The following is a 16,776-nucleotide window of genomic DNA, read 5'->3' on the forward strand; positions in this document are numbered from 1 at the left end:
AAATCTACAACATGGAAGCATCTTTTGAAATTACCCTACAGATGGCGATCGCTGTTTTTGCAGGCATTAGCGCTCAAGTGCTGGCTGCATACTTTCGCATACCCAGCATCGTCTTGTTATTGCTGTTAGGCATATTGTTCGGCTCTGATGGCATAGGGCTATTGCATCCCCATTTGCTGGGCACTGGAGTGGAAGTTATTGTCGCCCTAGCAACTGCAATAATTTTGTTTGAAGGCGGACTTAATTTGGATCTGCGAGAGTTAGGCAGGGTTTCAGTCAGCTTACAATTGCTCGTCACTCTCGGAACGCTAATCACACTACTTGGTGGCAGTATGGCTGCTCACTGGCTGGGTGAATTTCCTTGGAATATAGCTTTTCTCTATGCTTCCATCATTGTGGTGACAGGCCCAACCGTCGTTGGCCCTTTGCTTAAACAAATCAATGTAGATCGGCAAGTAGCAACACTTTTGGAAGGTGAAGGGATTTTAATTGACCCTGTAGGAGCGATTCTCGCTTTCGTTGTCCTCGATACCATTGTGAACGGTGATGCCGATCCAATTAATGCGATCGTTGGTTTATTAATACGCCTGGGTGTTGGTGCAGCAATTGGTGGTGCTGGCGGTTATCTGATGAGCTTGATTTTCAAACGCGCCAGTTTTCTGTCATTCGAGCTAAAAAACTTAGTGGTGTTGGCGATACTTTGGGGTTTGTTTGCCTTATCGCAAATGATCCGCAGTGAATCGGGAGTCATGACAACAGTTGTTGCAGGAGCAGTCTTTGCTAACTCCTCAGTTCCAGAAGAACGTCTGTTACGGAGCTTTAAGGGTCAGCTAACAATTCTCAGCGTCTCGGTGCTATTTATCTTATTAGCTGCCGATCTATCTATTGCCAGTGTGTTTGCTTTGGGCTGGGGTAGTTTATTCACTGTTTTGGTATTAATGTTTGTCGTTCGCCCGATTAATATTTTGTTGTGTACCTGGAACAGTGATTTAAATTGGCGACAGAAACTATTTTTAAGCTGGGTTGCTCCTAGAGGAATTGTTGCGGCTTCTGTAGCTTCTTTTTTTGCAATCTCCCTTACCCAGCGTGGCATTAACGGCGGTGATTCCATTAAAGCTTTAGTCTTCCTGACAATTATCATGACTGTTGTCTGCCAAGGGCTAACTGCTGGCTGGGTTGCCAAATGGCTGCAAATTACCTCCAAGGACGTAACTGGGGTAGTGATTGTGGGTTGTAACCCATTGAGTCTTTTGATTGCCCGGTTCTTTCAAGAACGGGGAGAAAATGTGGTCATGATTGATACTGACCCCGAATGTCTTGTTCAAGCTGAGGCGCAAAATCTGCGAGTGATTGCCAGCAGTGGGTTAGATGCTGCTGTTTTAGAAGAGGCGGGACTTGCTTCGATGGGCACTTTTTTGGCGATGACAAGTAATGGCGAGGTGAATTTTGTTTTGGCTCAACGAGCAGCCGAGGAATTTAAGCCGCCGCGCGTTTTAGCTGTTTTCCCCCGCGATCCGCAAGCGAGTATTTCGGTTAGTAATAAAGTTAATCAAGCTTTTATCCCAGACTTAGCGATTAAAACTTGGAATGAATATTTAAATGATGGGCGAGTCAAACTGGGGACAACTACGCTAAATGAGCTAGAATTTTCCACTCAGTGCGATCGCATTCAAGAAAAAATTCGGACTGGAGTGTTGATACCGTTATTGGTAGAACGAGAAGAACGCTTACAGGTAATGCCAGTTAACCAAGATTGGGAAATTGGCGATCGCATTATTTACCTATTGCATGACCCCAGACCTAGCCTTTTAAAACGTTTATCTGGTGCTACCCAATCTACTCCCCTCTCTCTAGAAAAGTTAGCGGAGGTTGAAGACCTATCCCTCGTCCAATTGTCCGCTAGTGAGGCTTCTGGGGGATGAAGGAGAGGTAGGGGGACAAGGGGACAAGGGGACAAGGGGTGAGAACTTGAAACAAGTCTTTCCCCTTGTCCCCTTGTCCCCTTGTCCCCAAGTCCTCTTCCCAATGCTCCTCTTCTTTGACCCTTTATTAACTTTGGGAAGGAATAAATTCGCCTTCTGGTGGTTGTTGCAAATTACCAATTTCTGGTCTTGGCGCTTCTTGATACATTTGCCATTCCTGCCACAGTAAAGCAGATAAATGAACTATGGCAAGAATTAGCGTCGCCACCGCAATTAAATAACTGTGTATTGTGTAAAGGTGTTCGACAGTAACTGTATTAATCGCTCCACCCCCAGTTAGGATTTCGCGCAGCTGTCCACCAATAAAAGGAATAGCTTCGATGGTTCCCAATTCAATGTTAAAACGCCAGTATCCTTCCTGAGTCCAATCTAGGATCATCGCTGTCCAGTCCAGCCCGATCGCACTTAAGGTCAACAAAATCCCGCTAATCCAAGCAGTTAGCCAACTCTTGCGGAATTGACGACTTAAAAACATCACCACAATTTGAATCAGAGCGATCGCAATTACCGCATTACCAGCAATGTTATGCGCTCTCCAAAACAACCACCCGTATGGAACTTGTGTATTAATCATCTTTAAGGAGTTATAAGCACCGCCTGCTGTCGGTTCATAGTAAAAAGACAGCAAAACTCCTGTAGAAACATAAATTAAGCACAAAGTCAGAATCACAACTGACAATATCGTTGCTATTCGTCGCATAATCCTATCGAACTGGGTGCTTTGCATAGCTCACCCCTCCTGTTCTTAACTAGGTATTTATTACTTTCTAATTTTAACTACGAAATATTAATATATGTTGCACTTTTCAAAGAAAAATAAATTTTTTTAATATTTCCGATAAGCTAACTAGCTCAATACCTTTCATGAGTGCTGAGTAAGGAGTACTGAGTGCTGTTAGCGGTAGCGGAGCGTTTAGCCCGTGCTGAGTAAGGAGTGAGAAGTGTGAAATGTGAAGGGATAAACCAATTCCCAATTCCCAATTCCCAATTCCCAATAACTAATGACTAATGACTCAAATATTGCACCCAAGCTTTTAAGGGTTCTGGTGAGCCATACCAAATTCCAGGACTTCTTGGAGAATGTCTCACACCTTCAATTACCAGATTTTCTGCGCCTTCCAGGTGAGCAGCTTCAATTGGTGTGATGCCATCTCCCCAAGTGTTGCCTTTACCACAGGTTAATTGGTAACTACTGTAAGCTAACCAGCTACCACGCCGCCTTTCCCCAAAGATAGTTTTGCCAGCCACACAAACGTAACGAACGTTTTTATAAAAAGCTCCTGGGTAGTTATTGGTGACAAAATCTAGATTTGAGCGTGTCCAGCGTTCTTGGCTAATATGGGGTGTACCCAAGGTGATGAGAGTTGCAACCAAAGGATGCGCTTTCCAAAGCGAGGGTTTAGCGTTACTGCCTACTATATAAGGCTTTTCTCCCATGTAGATGCGGGATATCCAACCTCCGGCTGAGTGACCAATTAAGTTAACTTGGGTAGCATTATATTGCTGCAATATATGCTTGATTGTCAGATCGAGTTTTTGTAGAATCGGTGTTACAGGTCTTCCGCCAATAGTCGGTAGCCAGTCGCGCCGTCGTAGTGGGACTGTAACCGTCGGAAAATCTAACTGTTGTAAGGATTGTTCTAGTTGGCGGTAAGCGATCGCGCTTTCTAGATATCCCGGTACAATAACTGTCGGTAACGGCATTTTAAATTTTTGAGGCAATGATTGAAGGTTTGAAACTTTTTTACAAAGAAGTAGTCAAAAATCAAAAGCTATAATTGCGATCGCACAGCCGAACTCCTTTTATAAAAACCCAAATAGCTTTGGTGGGGTTTAGGACTAGAATGTCAATAAAATTGTACAATTTACAACAGTTTTCGGGGCGGCTGATGTGGTAGTATTCTCACATAGGCACTAGTCTCGGACAAGCAAATGTGCCATCTGTTACAGAAGCCTAGTTGACTGGAAAAGCGTAAAAAAACAAGGCGACTTCAGCAGATGTTTTGATGTACTGAGACTTGAATCTTGACTTAAACTTTAATAAATATCCCAGATATTAATTTTAATTGTGTGCGTCATAAAAATAACAAATCAAAAGTAGTAATTTTTCAAATATCTCTTTAGCAAGCTCAAATTTGAAGATATGAAACAGCGTTATTAAACAATTACAAACCTGAATAAATGGCAATTTTGGCGTTTTCATTGCCATGAGAGGAAATTATTATTTCCTTAGAGGGACGCATATATTGCGATATTTTGCAATATAGTCGGGAAGAGAAAATCGTTAGTCAACTGCAACTGAGCCGAGTGAACGATAACAACTATGTCTTACGTCTCCTTGTTTAAAAATATACCAGAACTCTTAAGCCAGCCAATTGGGATAGCAGCCATAGCTTCTCTTGGTATCCACGGTGCGATCGCTATGATTGTGCCATTGATGCCTATGGATTCTAGCAAACCCAAAGATACAGCATCATCAAAAAGCGTCGGGCTTTTGGAATTGAGCCAAGCGGATCAAAGCCGTTTGCCAGAAAGCACCCCCAAAATTGGTTTACAACAACTTCCTCCAATAGCGCCACTTTCTGCGTCTAACTTTAGCACCCAAGCTGGATTGCCCCCATTGGCAGCACCGCCATCCGGCAGCCAACTAGTACTGCCTCCGCTACCCCCATCATCGAATAACTATCGAGTCTCCTCATTGCCTACAAGACAGTCTTTGCGGATGATTCCTAGTGATAATTTGCGATTTGATGCTTCTAAATTTGACAACTCTAAATTCAATAGCAGCCCCAAATTTACTCCATCAGTTCCTCGTGTAAATGTCACTGATACCAAATACGAGGCATCTAAGCCGTTAGATGTAAATAGGTTGCCGATATTGCAGTCGCAGCAAATACCTAATGATATTCTGCAAAATGCTCAATCTCAGAACCTCTCTAACACTAACCCTATTACACCAGTACGGGAAAATATCGCTCCACAAATAACGCAGTCGGTTAATAACGCGTCTAAGCCTATGGCTCAAAACCAGCTCATAAATTCTTTAAAACAAGCTCCAAGGGCTGGGGATAGCTTAACCCTAATTAGGGGAACCACGTCACAAGCACCTGATTTATCTCGAAAAGGGACTGAGTTGGCGATCGCACAGCTAGATTCCTACGCAAACCTGAGAAAAGAAGTTCAGCAACAATACCCCAACGCAGAACAAAAACCAGTCATTCGCCAAACATTACCCACAGATAAGCCAAATCTTCAAGGCTCTGTTTTGGGTGTATTAGTGGTAGACCCTGATGGTAAGGTTCTAGATATCAAGTTTCAAGACAAGCTCGTTTCCCCGGAATTGCAATTAAAAGCTAGGGAATACTTCAACAAGCAATCCCCCAAGGGAGATAAACGGATCAGTTCCTATCCCTTTAACCTAGATTTCCAAAACAGTACTAGCAACAGCACTGGGACTACTCCATTATTTACACCTGGCATCAATAACAATCCGCTTACCCCTTTACCAGCAGCTACTTCTAAACCATTTCCCGATCTGCGAATCAGAAATAACCAGATATCGCCTTCATCAACAAGTATTCTTAAACCATTAGCTGCACCGGGAGTAAATGGCAATCAGCCTGTCTTAACACCCGCAGCTACCCCCAAACCATTATCTGAATTGCAAATCAGAAATAACCTCACACCTTCATCGGCAGCTAATACTTCGAAACCCTTAGTGCTACCGAGAGTCAATAAGGTTCAGGCTACACCCTCTACTGAATCCGATAAAAAACTAGTAGAACGGTTGCGTGAAGTCAAGGAAAACAGAGACAAGTCTAATCCAGAAAAATAATCACTTGCTGGTGGTTTGGGATTAAAAACTAGGTAAAGGGGTGGTTATAAACCGCATCTATACAAATAAAACCCACTTCCGTGGGTTTCAAATTTTCTTTAGTCTGCTTCCTGTGGCTAAGTTTGTGTAGCCGTGAATTTTATTCACTTTGGCTCTAAGTTGAAACGTATGAGTATTGCTGTGCCCCTAAGAGGTTGTTTGAAAAGTATTTCGCTGTGACTTTAGACACTTTTAGATCCCCCCTAACCCCCTTAAAAAAGGGGGAACCGGAGTCAAAGTCCCCCTTTTTAAGGGGAGCCAGTGCGGTCTTCTCCCAAAGGGAGAGGCTAGCGCCAAGGGGGTTTCCCCCATGAGCAACTGGCGTGGATTTAGGGGGATCTAGAATGTTTTGCTACCAAGAAGAGGACTTTTCAAACAACCTCTAAGAGTGATCTATATTCCATACAGTTGAGAGCTAGCTTACCAGCCTTGTTCTGCATTCTGAAAAACGTAAGCAGCTACCTCTAGAATCTCTTCAGCACTTAACTTTCCTTTAAAGGCAGGCATGGCATTTTTACCATTTTGGACTTGGTGGATAATCGCCTCGATTGAGTCGCTATCATAATTTTCTAGGTATTTTGACAATGCTTCCTTTTTCAAGGTTTTCTGGCTAATAAGGATATTACCGCCACCTATATGGCAAGAAGCGCAGTTAGCCTCGAAAATTTTAGCACCGTTGGATGTTTCGGCAGCTAGTGCTGGACTAATGAATGTCAATTTGAATAGAGCGATCGCTATCATTAAGATTAATAAAAGTATTCTCAAGAGAATTTCCTCGCAACAAGCCTCCAGCAAGAGTATAAACGTGATTAATCCCTGATTAAGTCAAATTTGATCAAAATTGGCGGTAACGAATTCATCCCTCAATCGCTACAGATTGTTTAGCGTTTTAGGGGACGATAAGACTCGTTACCGCCATTTATCCATTGTGTGCGTCACTCTAGGAGCGTGGCGTGTTGCTATGAGGTAATTTCATACAGAGAAATCATCTTCTGTCAACGAGGACGTTTCTAGCCTTGGACAGTAATTTTACCAACCATGCCAGCACCACGGTGAGGTTCGCAATAGAAGGTGTAGTCACCAGCAGGTGCGTCTGCGGGGAAAGTGGTTGTTTCCTTTTTACCAGCACTCATCAGCAAAGTCTTATGAGAAAGAGATTTTGCTAAAGCGGCATCCTTAGCAGGGTTTTTGGCAGGGTCAAACACAACGTTGTGGGGAGGAACTTTATTGTTCACCCATTCAATTGTGTCACCTGGTTTAATTGTCAAGTTTTTCGGTTCAAATGCTAGCAGTCCTTTATCGCTACCCAATTTCACCTGGTAGGTTTCAGCAGAAGCGCTGGGAGTAAAAACTGCAAAACTACTAACAACTAAAATGATTGTCAACACAGCTAAACTAAAGCGTCGCAAGCTTGCCGAAATCAATTTCATGGCTCTCTCCTAACAAACAATTTTTTTTCCTTTCTCATTTTAAATAAAATCAACACCAAATATGACAATCTGTCATAGATACAATTTTTTTTTAATAAATGGGGAGCAATTTATTTCAAAAAGCGGTGAAATCAGTAGGGAATGGGGAATGGGGAAGGGGGAAGGGGGAATGGATACTTCCCAATGCCCAATGCCCTATTCCCAATGCCCTATTCCCAATGACTCAGTTCCAGGATTTAGTAATAGATTTTTCCGCCTCCCCACTTAGTACCAACGATTTTGGGTTGTATTAGGATATGACCAGCGATCGCTTCCAAATCCTCATCTGTCAGATTTCGCATTGCTGTGAAAATATCTGCACTCTTGATACTGGGGTGGATTTCGGAAATCTCTTCTTCTCCGTCGTAAGTAGTGGGATTTTTCAGGTAATCCACCAAGCCTTCAATGTTATTACGGTTGGGTGTTGCCAGTGCCAGATCGTCTGGAGTAAGTCCAACGTTCTGATTTGTTTTGGTAACTCCCCCAGCATGACATTGGGCGCAAGCGTAGTTAAATAAGCGTTTGCCTTCTTTTACTTGTTTCAGGCTAAGTACGGTGGTCTCACCCTGAGCATTTAATGGCACTGTTCGGGTAGCTTTGTCTAGTTCCACTGCTGTCGCGCTACCGACAAGCAACTGAAACGAGAGTAAAACAGTGGCCACAACAACGCCAATTAGTCTTCTAAACATGTTTCCCCTTAAAATTTTTGACGCTCAACACAGCTAAGAAAGCGGTTCTCAATCTCCAAGCTGCTAATTGCTAATGACTCATTGTTTTTTGTCATTAGCTATCAATGATTAGCTAAAGCCCAAGATCACCCGTTAGGTGTCCTCGTCATCACCCACCAAGTCGCTAGTACCTTTTGGGTGTGTTTCAAACGATATTTGGGAAATAATTGCCTTTGCATCTTCTAACGCCAAACGGGTCTTTTGGTGTTTGTAGGCGATTCCCAGTTGGTTGCACAGAGAAAACACTTTTTCTACAGGTATACTGTAGTCGGCTGCTATCTCTGCGATCGATAGGTCTGCAAAACCCATAATGCTTGTTAACTGATAGATAGAGATTGAGTCGCTGTAATACCAATATCACGTTAGGAGTGCAATTTGTTGCCCAAAATACTGTTTGGGGAATGGGGAACTTGTACTGAGCGCAGTCGAAGTATGGGGAATGGGGCATTGGGAATGGGGTTTAACCTTTTCCCCCAGTGAAGGTAACGCTTTGAATAAAGTAACGATTAAAAAAGGCGTAAATACCTAAAGCTGGCAGGGTAAAAACCATAGAAGCTGCCATAATGTAGTTCCAATAGCTAATGTATTGGCCTTTGAAGGTATTCAGCCCCAAAGGGAGGGTAAACATTTCTGGGTCAAATAGGATAACTATCGGCAGTAAAAAATTATTCCAACTTCCCATGAATACAAAAACTGCCTGTGCTGCTAGTGCTGGTTTTGCTAGAGGTAAGACAATATGTCGGAAAATTCCAAAGGTATTTAAGCCATCCAGTTGAGCCGCTTCTTCTAGTTCTTTAGGAAAATTAACAAAAAACTGCCTCATCATAAAGATAAAAGTGGCATTCACCATGCTAGGCACAATCATGCCTTGATAAGAATTCAGCCAGCCGATCGCTTTTAAAATCAAAAATGTCGGAATTAGCGTGATTTGCGCTGGTACTGCCAGCACAGCCAAGATTAGAAAGAACCAAAAGCGCTTACCCACAAAACGCAGTCTTGCCAAGGCATAACCAGCCATTGAATTTAACAACAAGTTTAAAAGCGTAACGCTGACGGCGATTACCACACTGTTGAACAACCAGCGCCAAAATAACGGTTCTTGGAGAAATATTTGCCTGTAGTTGTCAAGAGTAAAATTCTTGGGGAGAAAGTTGGGTTCACCACCCACAATCTCTGTTAGCGGCTTAAATGATGCTGAAAGCGCCCAGAGAAAGGGAATTAGGGTAATGATCGCATAAAGTGTCAGCAAGACGTATAGCAATACTTTTAAGCCAGAGATTTTAGTCAAATCCGTTCGCCTCCAAAAAGTCGCCGTTGAATCAAAGTGATGGCAACGATCGCAGCTGCTAACAAAAATGCGATCGCAGCTGCATATCCCATTTGTAAATTGCGAAACACAGCTTGGTAAATTAGCAGCACCACAGTTAAGGTAGCGTTGTTTGGGCCGCCAGTACCCCCAGAAAAGATGTAAGACTGGTCAAAAAGTTGAAAAGTCCCAATCACCCCCACTGCTACCACAAAGAAGGTTACAGGCTTAAGCAAGGGGAGGGTAACGTGGATAAATTGCTGCCACCCATTTGCGCCATCGAGTTCCGCCGCCTCATAAAGTGTTTGGGGTATATCTTGCAAGGCGGCCAGATAAATCACCATGAAAAACGGCGCAGTTGACCAAATGTTCATGATCATAATGCCTTTGAGCGCAACAGCTGGATCGCCCAACCAGTTATAAGTAGGTAGCCCTACAAAAGCAAGAAAATCATTTAGTAGCCCATCGGTGTTATAAATCCACATAAAGATCAGCGTCAGCACTGCTGAAGAGGTGACTGTGGGCAAAAAGTAGAGGATGCGCCACCAGTTTTTACCGCGAATCCCAGAATTCAGAGTTACCGCCAGAATTAAAGCTAAGACTGTTTGAGTTGGCACAACAATAGCTACGTATTGTGCTGTATTTCTTAAAGCAATCCAAACCCTTTCATCTTCAGCTAATCGTGTGAAGTTCCGAAAACCGATGAACTCGTACTCAATACCGCCGAGAAGTCGGACTTTTTGCAAGGAAAGAAAAACGGCATAGAGAATGGGTAAGACTACAAAAGTCCCCAAAACTAGAATGGTGGGCATCATGAACATATACCCAGCCAAGTTTTCTGTGATATTCCACCTGGGGTTACTCCGCCGCCTGTTGATTGCAAGCAATACAGAACCTCCGTTTAATCCCGCACTAACCCGGCTGTAGAGATGGGTTATGCATAATTATTGATCCTACTCCTGTAATTAAATTAAGTTTCTATTTTTGGAAAGCCTAGACGCAAAACGACGATTTACGAGATATCAGTTGTATGAGTTAGCTGCTTATGTAATTTAGGGAACTATATATTTAGCTTCCTTGGGGATGCTAATTAACCCGACTCAAGCAAGAGGACACAAAATGTCATATACAGCCTACTTACGTTCGATTAAAAGTGAACTTCAGAGAACTGATAAAACTCAAAAAAGTCTACGGGTAAAAACTATCATAGAACAGTTTGGCTACCAGCGTAGAAGTCAATCATTTATAGATAATTTTAATACTGCTCTTGGTGAATTGGGACTTTGTGCAAATCCTTGCTTGGATTTGTATATTCCGCTAGACACAAAAATTGCTATTTCTATTAAAGGTGTAGAAGTAATCAATAAAGTAGCTGAATCTGAATCAATTTCAGTCAAACTACAAGAGGCAATCTCAGTCAAACATGATTTTTTCTACTACTTATTTGATTTTGGCTCGGAACAAGAATATGAACGATTTCAAGCATGTTTAGATTCTCACCAGCCAGTAGGTATTTTTTTGATTCCACAAATAGAAGATTTCTTCTCTGATATTGTTGTCAAAATCTTTAATTATGAATTAATTAGAAAATATCAATACGGAGGATATACTACTACTCCAAAATCTGCTACTAGAAAAATTCCTACAAGTCTTGCCTCAGATAAAGATTGTGACGATGAACAGGAGAGTTCCATTTCTGATGCTAATATTTTTCAGTTTCATCGCTCAACTATGACTAGTATTATACTTGGCAATACTGGTTTAGAGTTGCTTGATTCGGAAAAATTTGATCAGCAGTTTGAACAGATATCTCTATCTGCCAATAAATATAATTCTGAACAGTTTTTTATTTTATTTCATTGTCCATCAGTATTAGAAATCCAAGCTCTTCAGCAAGAAGATGCTTTAGGATACTTGGTAGATAGAGTTGCCAGTAAAATTCCTTTTACTTTTACTCTCAGATGTAAGTACCCAAATGAAGCCTCTCTTGAGCATAAAGAAGAAGTATATGCTCATTTTCGTCTGTTGCTAGAACTTCCATATTATCAAATAGAGGAAGATGATGCATCTTTGCGAGATTATTTTGTAGATTTGCAAAAAGCTCAAATACAGGCTGAATCACAGTTATTATTGAAGATAAAACCCGAACATTTTTACAGTCTGAAGTGGCAACAAGAAAGTAAAGAATATATCTATCTTAAGTATTTTGCTATTAAAACCTTAGAAAGTCTAGGATATGAATTGTCTAATATTGGCTGTGAAGTTGAGTTGACTTCTAGGGATGAGGAAACATCAGATGAAGATACATCAGATGATGATGGAGAGTATCAAAGCGAAATTATAGAAGTTTATGTAAAAAATCAGGTAGTAGTTGAGATAGAAACTCTCAAATACCAAGAATTTCAGGATAACAATCTATTTTTAGATACTCTTAAAAGAGTTTTGAGGAAATCAAAAGTATGGCCAAATAAGCTAGAAAGTCTTTGGTTGGTAATTCCCGGTTTTGAGATTGCCCGTAATTATTACCAACTAAAAAAAGCTAAGGAAATCTTAGAATATAAGTTATCTGGATATTATGGCGATCGCTTCCAGGTTGTAATCATGGCTCCTGATTATGAAAAACACCAATTAGTCCCAGTATCATTTGATTCTATTGAATATCCATCTTTTGAGTATGGGGTTAAAAAACCTAGTTTATTACAGGCATATCCAGTTACTAACCGCGTTAAAGAATTTAAGCTGGACTTTAGCCAAGTAAAAGGACTAAATGAAGAAAAAGACAAACTAGATAAACTTCTCAAGCTGCAATCTAAGGGACACAAGGGTTCAATTGGTGGAATTCTTTTCTATGGATTACCTGGATGCGGTAAAACTCTACTAGCAAATGCTTTTGCTAATGAGTCTGGCAGATATTTCTTTAAATTCTCTCCTGCTGATATTGTCAGTGTTTGGATAGGTCAAAGTCAAAAAAATATTCGAGATATCTTTGCTCAAGCTAAGAAAAAAGCTCCTTCAGTTTTATTTATTGATGAGTTAGACAGTATTGGGTTTAATCGTAACGAAGACAACGCCCATACAGACCAAAAAGCAACTATTAATCAATTACTCATAGAACTAAATAATCTTCAAAATAGTGATGTGATTGTAATAGCTGCCACTAATTATTTGAGTGGTATAGATAGTGCTTTGAAACGTTCTGGTAGATTGGATTGGAAGATTCCTATCTTTCCACCATCTCAAACAGAAAGAATAGAACTATTCATACACTACCTGTCAAAAATTGATATGAATCAGTTAGTTAACTTTGAAATGCTGGCAGAGAAAAGTATGAAGTTTACGTCATCAGATATTGAGTTAGTTTGTCGAGAAGTTAGAAATGCTATTCTTCTAGAAGAAATAAGTTCAGCTTTAACAACTTCAGATGTGATTACTTATATCAATAATCTGCAAGATGGTGGTTTAAGTCTTAACCAAGAACAAGTCAAGGAATTTATCGAAGAGTGTAAAAGAATGAGTGTAAAGAATCCTAAGCTAGAAACTCTGAAATTAGAATGGGCTTTGTATTAGCAATAGCTCAATAAAAATGGCGTAGGCGTAGCCCGTCGTAGACATCGCTCTTTTGGTAGTGTTGGAAAAATAACTTTAGGAATATGCGATATTTTACTAAAAAACTGCTACTAAGAAGCATCGGAGTTGTGGCGATCGCCTACATTTCAAGTTGTCTATTTTTGTTTGTTCGGCAGCGTTATTTGATATTTAGCCCCACTCCACAAATCTTAACGCTACCTAGTTCGCCCGAATTTTTTCTTCCTTACAAAGATGTGCGTTTACCTATTACCGGCTCTAATGAATATATAGATGGCTGGTGGATTCCAGCACCATTACCAAAAGAGAAAGTTTCTTTAATTCCAAATGAGCCTGTAAAAATTTTAAAATCACCTAAAACATTTTTATACTTTTGTGGTGCTGCTAATAATAAAGGTTACTACAATTATATAGGCAGACTTCAAGCAATGCGACAGTTGGGGTTTTCTGTATTAGTGATTGACTACCGAGGTTATGGTAGTAGCAAAGGGAATTTTCCTAGTGAGTCTCAGCTTTATCAAGATAGTCAAATAGCCTGGAATTATTTAGTAAAAATACAACAAATACCTCCTAATAGAATTGTCATTTACGGCGAATCAATGGGGGGAGCAGTTGCTATAAATTTGGCAGTAAAACATCCAGAAGCTAGCGCATTAATTGTGCAAAGCTCCTTTACATCAATGGCAGAGCAAATCAAATATAGAGATTGGTTACGGATGTTTCCCATCGAGTTGCTGCTAACACAAAAGTTTGATTCTATTTCTAAAGTTCGTTCTCTACGTCTTCCCGTTTTATTTATTCATGGAACTGATGACAGCATTGTTCCATCCTACATGAGTCAACAGTTATATGATGCTGCCCCTGAACCCAAACAACTTTTATTAATTCCCAAAGGAAAACATGTCCAAATTTATCAACCTGGAAGTAACTCGTATTTACAAGCGATTCAGAAGTTTATCCAAAAGGTAGAGTCTCAAGAGTAAGAAATAGATCCATCGGGATTACCTTCGACACGATTCAAAAATTCGTCCAAGTCTTGCAAGAATCTTTATCTCTTCGAGATGAGGCATGTGTGAACATAATCGGAATTGATACCGACGGAATAGCCTGTAAATAATCACTTATTGAGACTGATAAATCATGGAGAATGCAAATAATCAGGGGATTTGCTGGTGGTTTCTACCAAAAGTGACCCGCTACAGTTTAACTTTGTTGCTGAGTACGGTAATGCTTGCTGATGCTGTGGAGGCGACACCAAGAAACATAGGGTTGCAGATAGCACAGCGCGCAGGAAGCACTCAACAAAATGCCACTCATGCTGCTGCTGAACGTGTTTTTCAAGAGGGATTGAAACTTTATCAACAAGGGACAGCAGAATCATTGCCACAAGCGATCGCAAAATACCAAGAAGCGCTAAAGCTTTGGCAACAAGTTGGTGATAAACGCTGGGAAGCCGAAACCCTCAACAATATTGCCTTAGTCTACGACGATTTAGGAGAAAAGCCAGAAGCGCTCAAATACTACAACCAAGCTTTACCAATACTCCGTGCAGTGGAGGACAAGGGAATGGAAGCCACCACCCTCAATAATATTGGCAAAGTCTACAACTCATTAAAAAAAAACCAAGAAGCGCTCAAATTCTTCAACCAAGCTTTACCCATAAGCCGCGCTGTGGGAGACAGAAAAGTGGAAGCCGTCACCCTCGCCTATATTGGCAAAGCCTACGACAATTTAGGAGAAGAGCAAGAAGCACTCAAATACTACAACCAAGCTTTACCCATAAGCCGCGCTGTGGGGGACAGAGGAGAAGAAGCCAGCACCCTCATCAATATTGGCATTGTCTACTCTGATTTAGGAGAAAAGCAAGAAGCGCTCAAATACCTCAAGCAAGCTTTACCCATAAGCCGTGCTGTGGGGGACAGAAAACTGGAAGCCCGCACCCTCAACGATATTGGCTTTCTCTACGGCTTATTAGGAGAAACGCAAGAAGCGCTCAAATATTACAACCAAGCTTTACCCATACTCCGTGCAGTGGGCGAGAGAAGAAGGGAAGCTACTATCCTCAGTAATATTGGCGCTGTCTACAACTACTTTTTAGGAGAAAAGCAAGAAGGACTCAAATACTACAACCAAGCTTTAACAATACTCCGGGCAGTTGGGGACAGGGAAGAAGAAGCCAAAATGCTCTTTCATATAGCTTTTCTAGAATACAGTCGGGGTAATTTACAACCAGCCCAAACACATATTCAAGCAGCTATTCAAATATTTGAAGATTTACGCGCCAAAATAACTAACGAAGAACTACGCGCTGCTTACGTTGCCTCACTCCAACGCTGCTACCAGTTAAACACCTATCTGCTGATGGAACTGCAAAAAAAAGATCCATAAAAAAAGGATACAATGCGATACTTTGCCACTGGAAGTTAGCGATCGCTCTCGTGCCTATATTCTGATAGAACTACTAACCGAAGCAAACATAAGACATCCTCACAAGGCATTGATTTTCAGTCAATCCATCGCCTTAATTTGCTGATTAGCTTCATTCTGTGCCTTCACCATCGCTTGCTTTAATGGTTGTTGCCCCAACAAGGCGCTGACAAACTGGTTCTCAAAGTTATTGACGATCGCACCTGGATATTTCCCCACCTGCCACGGTGTAGCATAATCCACTCCCGCCACTAATGGCGATCGCAGTGCGTCTTGGTCATAACCCAAATTCTTTGCCACTGATTTACGTGTTGGCAAAGCAAACCCTGTTCCTGTCCACTTCTGCATTCCTTCTTTACCCGTGAGATAAGAAATCAACTCCCAGGCTTCGGCTTTGTGCTGTGCAAGATTATTCATCACGTAGGCAACTGTAAAAACCATCGTACCTTTTTTGCCATTAATCGTAGGCACTGGTGCGGTAGCAAACTCTACTTGAGGAAAGGTTTCAGTTAAATAAGGAATTGCCCAATTACCCTCAATCACCATTGCCACTTTACTCTGACCAAACATTTCACTACCTGAGTTTGTCCCTACATCAGATTTTTGGGCAGAGGAACGGTCTTTTTGATACTGGTCTATTACTAACTCTAAACCTTTTAAACCTGCCTCACTCGCAAAGGTAGCATAACCATTTTGATTAACGAGTTGCCCATCAAAGGCTTTAATTTTATAAGCCTGACGCGCCAATTCAGGAATTTCCCCAAAGCCGTATTTGTTAAGTTTACCTGTCAATTGTTTCGAGTAGTTACGTAATTCATCCCAAGTAGCTGGCGGACTACTCAACCCTGCGGCGGCGAATGCTTTTTTGTTATAAAACAGGGCAAGGGTGGAATAGTCTTTGGGAAGACCATAAATATGATTTTGATATTTGAAACTATCGAGTAGGGTATCTTCAAAATCCGTTAGGTCAAATTCGGGGGTAATGTAACTTTCTAATGGTTCTAGGACATTCTGACTCATCAAGAAAGGAGCTTCTAGCGCATCGAGATAAAAGACATCTGGTGCTGCTTCCCCAACTAAACGAGTTTTGATTACATCCATGTATTGGTCGGAAATTACCTCATATTTGACCTTAATAGTTGGATGTTGTACCTCAAACTCTCGCAATACCTGTCTCAAGAGTTTTTGCTCAACAGGAGAACCTCCCCAACCACTAAGTTTGATACTAACTGCGTTAGATGCCAACGGTTTGCTTGGTAATTGTAGACTTTGACAAGCAATAATAGCGATCGCGATCGCCATTACCAATGCCAAAAAATTAAACAATCTTTGTTTGATCACTTGTACCTTCTGTTACTAAGGAGTGATATTTACTTATCCAAAATTTTTGTTGAAAATTGCAAGC

The 16,776-nt window shown here is 41.2% G+C and carries 14 protein-coding genes; 5 read left to right on the top strand and 9 right to left on the bottom strand.

Going from position 1 to position 16,776, the window contains the following annotated elements; genetic code table 11:
* The first annotated feature begins 11 nt into the window (after positions 1-11).
* Positions 12-1,922, top strand: coding sequence for a cation:proton antiporter (locus tag ACFFRD_RS22260; protein ID WP_392477472.1), 1,911 nt, complete (start codon positions 12-14; stop codon positions 1,920-1,922).
* A gap of 127 nt (positions 1,923-2,049) precedes the next feature.
* Here ACFFRD_RS22260 and ACFFRD_RS22265 read toward each other — a convergent pair whose 3' ends face one another.
* Both ACFFRD_RS22265 and ACFFRD_RS22270 read right to left on the bottom strand, forming a co-directional pair.
* Positions 2,050-2,709 (bottom strand): cytochrome b N-terminal domain-containing protein, encoded by a 660-nt coding sequence (locus ACFFRD_RS22265; RefSeq protein WP_194143519.1) that lies wholly within the window; start codon positions 2,707-2,709, stop codon positions 2,050-2,052.
* A 278-nt stretch (positions 2,710-2,987) separates the two neighbouring features.
* Positions 2,988-3,686 (bottom strand): esterase/lipase family protein, encoded by a 699-nt coding sequence (locus ACFFRD_RS22270; protein ID WP_392477474.1) that lies wholly within the window; start codon positions 3,684-3,686, stop codon positions 2,988-2,990.
* Positions 3,687-4,305: 619 nt separating this feature from the next.
* Between ACFFRD_RS22270 and ACFFRD_RS22275 the strand changes: the two genes are divergently transcribed.
* Positions 4,306-5,817, top strand: coding sequence for a hypothetical protein (locus tag ACFFRD_RS22275; protein ID WP_392477476.1), 1,512 nt, complete (start codon positions 4,306-4,308; stop codon positions 5,815-5,817).
* Positions 5,818-6,276: 459 nt separating this feature from the next.
* Here ACFFRD_RS22275 and petJ read toward each other — a convergent pair whose 3' ends face one another.
* The 6 genes from petJ to ACFFRD_RS22305 all read right to left on the bottom strand — a co-directional run bounded on the left by petJ (position 6,277) and on the right by ACFFRD_RS22305 (position 10,246).
* Positions 6,277-6,621: a cytochrome c6 PetJ gene (petJ, locus tag ACFFRD_RS22280; RefSeq protein ID WP_179074842.1), complete on the bottom strand. Its 345-nt coding sequence runs from the start codon at positions 6,619-6,621 to the stop codon at positions 6,277-6,279.
* A gap of 245 nt (positions 6,622-6,866) precedes the next feature.
* Positions 6,867-7,286 carry a plastocyanin gene (petE, locus tag ACFFRD_RS22285; RefSeq protein WP_114083742.1) on the bottom strand — a complete coding sequence of 140 codons (420 nt, stop codon included), beginning with the start codon at positions 7,284-7,286 and terminating at the stop codon, positions 6,867-6,869.
* Positions 7,287-7,522: 236 nt separating this feature from the next.
* Entirely contained in the window at positions 7,523-8,014 is a 492-nt protein-coding gene (psbV, locus tag ACFFRD_RS22290) for a photosystem II cytochrome c-550 (RefSeq protein WP_114083743.1), read from the bottom strand.
* A gap of 132 nt (positions 8,015-8,146) precedes the next feature.
* Entirely contained in the window at positions 8,147-8,362 is a 216-nt protein-coding gene (locus ACFFRD_RS22295; RefSeq protein ID WP_012409317.1) for a hypothetical protein, read from the bottom strand.
* Positions 8,363-8,513: 151 nt separating this feature from the next.
* Positions 8,514-9,341 carry a carbohydrate ABC transporter permease gene (locus tag ACFFRD_RS22300; RefSeq protein ID WP_163928682.1) on the bottom strand — a complete coding sequence of 276 codons (828 nt, stop codon included), beginning with the start codon at positions 9,339-9,341 and terminating at the stop codon, positions 8,514-8,516.
* Positions 9,338-10,246, bottom strand: coding sequence for a carbohydrate ABC transporter permease (locus ACFFRD_RS22305; RefSeq protein ID WP_392477480.1), 909 nt, complete (start codon positions 10,244-10,246; stop codon positions 9,338-9,340). Before ACFFRD_RS22305 ends, ACFFRD_RS22300 begins: the two co-directional genes overlap by 4 nt.
* A 232-nt stretch (positions 10,247-10,478) precedes the next feature.
* Here ACFFRD_RS22305 and ACFFRD_RS22310 point away from each other — a divergent pair, with 232 nt between their 5' ends.
* From ACFFRD_RS22310 to ACFFRD_RS22320, 3 genes are all read left to right on the top strand, one after another.
* Positions 10,479-12,926, top strand: coding sequence for an ATP-binding protein (locus tag ACFFRD_RS22310; RefSeq protein ID WP_392477482.1), 2,448 nt, complete (start codon positions 10,479-10,481; stop codon positions 12,924-12,926).
* An 83-nt stretch (positions 12,927-13,009) separates the two neighbouring features.
* Complete coding sequence (locus ACFFRD_RS22315) at positions 13,010-13,927, top strand: alpha/beta hydrolase (RefSeq protein ID WP_392477484.1); 918 nt, start codon at positions 13,010-13,012, stop codon at positions 13,925-13,927.
* A gap of 157 nt (positions 13,928-14,084) precedes the next feature.
* Entirely contained in the window at positions 14,085-15,332 is a 1,248-nt protein-coding gene (locus tag ACFFRD_RS22320) for a tetratricopeptide repeat protein (protein ID WP_392477486.1), read from the top strand.
* 120 nt (positions 15,333-15,452) lie between these two features.
* Here ACFFRD_RS22320 and ACFFRD_RS22325 read toward each other — a convergent pair whose 3' ends face one another.
* Positions 15,453-16,673 carry an ABC transporter substrate-binding protein gene (locus ACFFRD_RS22325; protein WP_392483141.1) on the bottom strand — a complete coding sequence of 407 codons (1,221 nt, stop codon included), beginning with the start codon at positions 16,671-16,673 and terminating at the stop codon, positions 15,453-15,455.
* Positions 16,674-16,776 lie beyond the last annotated feature (103 nt).

Source organism: Nostoc sp. C110 (assembly GCF_043099725.1).
In the GTDB taxonomy this organism is placed as follows: domain Bacteria; phylum Cyanobacteriota; class Cyanobacteriia; order Cyanobacteriales; family Nostocaceae; genus Nostoc; species Nostoc muscorum_A.

Bases quoted from the DNA above. Each gene is read 5' to 3' on its own strand.
- ACFFRD_RS22325 (WP_392483141.1), bottom strand. From the start codon at position 16,673: ATGGCGATCGCGATCGCTATTATTGCTTGTCAAAGTCTACAATTACCA.
- ACFFRD_RS22320 (WP_392477486.1), top strand. From the start codon at position 14,085: ATGGAGAATGCAAATAATCAGGGGATTTGCTGGTGGTTTCTACCAAAA.
- psbV (WP_114083743.1), bottom strand. From the start codon at position 8,014: ATGTTTAGAAGACTAATTGGCGTTGTTGTGGCCACTGTTTTACTCTCG.
- ACFFRD_RS22310 (WP_392477482.1), top strand. From the start codon at position 10,479: ATGTCATATACAGCCTACTTACGTTCGATTAAAAGTGAACTTCAGAGA.
- ACFFRD_RS22275 (WP_392477476.1), top strand. From the start codon at position 4,306: ATGTCTTACGTCTCCTTGTTTAAAAATATACCAGAACTCTTAAGCCAG.
- petE (WP_114083742.1), bottom strand. From the start codon at position 7,286: ATGAAATTGATTTCGGCAAGCTTGCGACGCTTTAGTTTAGCTGTGTTG.
- ACFFRD_RS22315 (WP_392477484.1), top strand. From the start codon at position 13,010: ATGCGATATTTTACTAAAAAACTGCTACTAAGAAGCATCGGAGTTGTG.
- ACFFRD_RS22260 (WP_392477472.1), top strand. From the start codon at position 12: ATGGAAGCATCTTTTGAAATTACCCTACAGATGGCGATCGCTGTTTTT.
- ACFFRD_RS22295 (WP_012409317.1), bottom strand. From the start codon at position 8,362: ATGGGTTTTGCAGACCTATCGATCGCAGAGATAGCAGCCGACTACAGT.
- ACFFRD_RS22265 (WP_194143519.1), bottom strand. From the start codon at position 2,709: ATGCAAAGCACCCAGTTCGATAGGATTATGCGACGAATAGCAACGATA.
- ACFFRD_RS22270 (WP_392477474.1), bottom strand. From the start codon at position 3,686: ATGCCGTTACCGACAGTTATTGTACCGGGATATCTAGAAAGCGCGATC.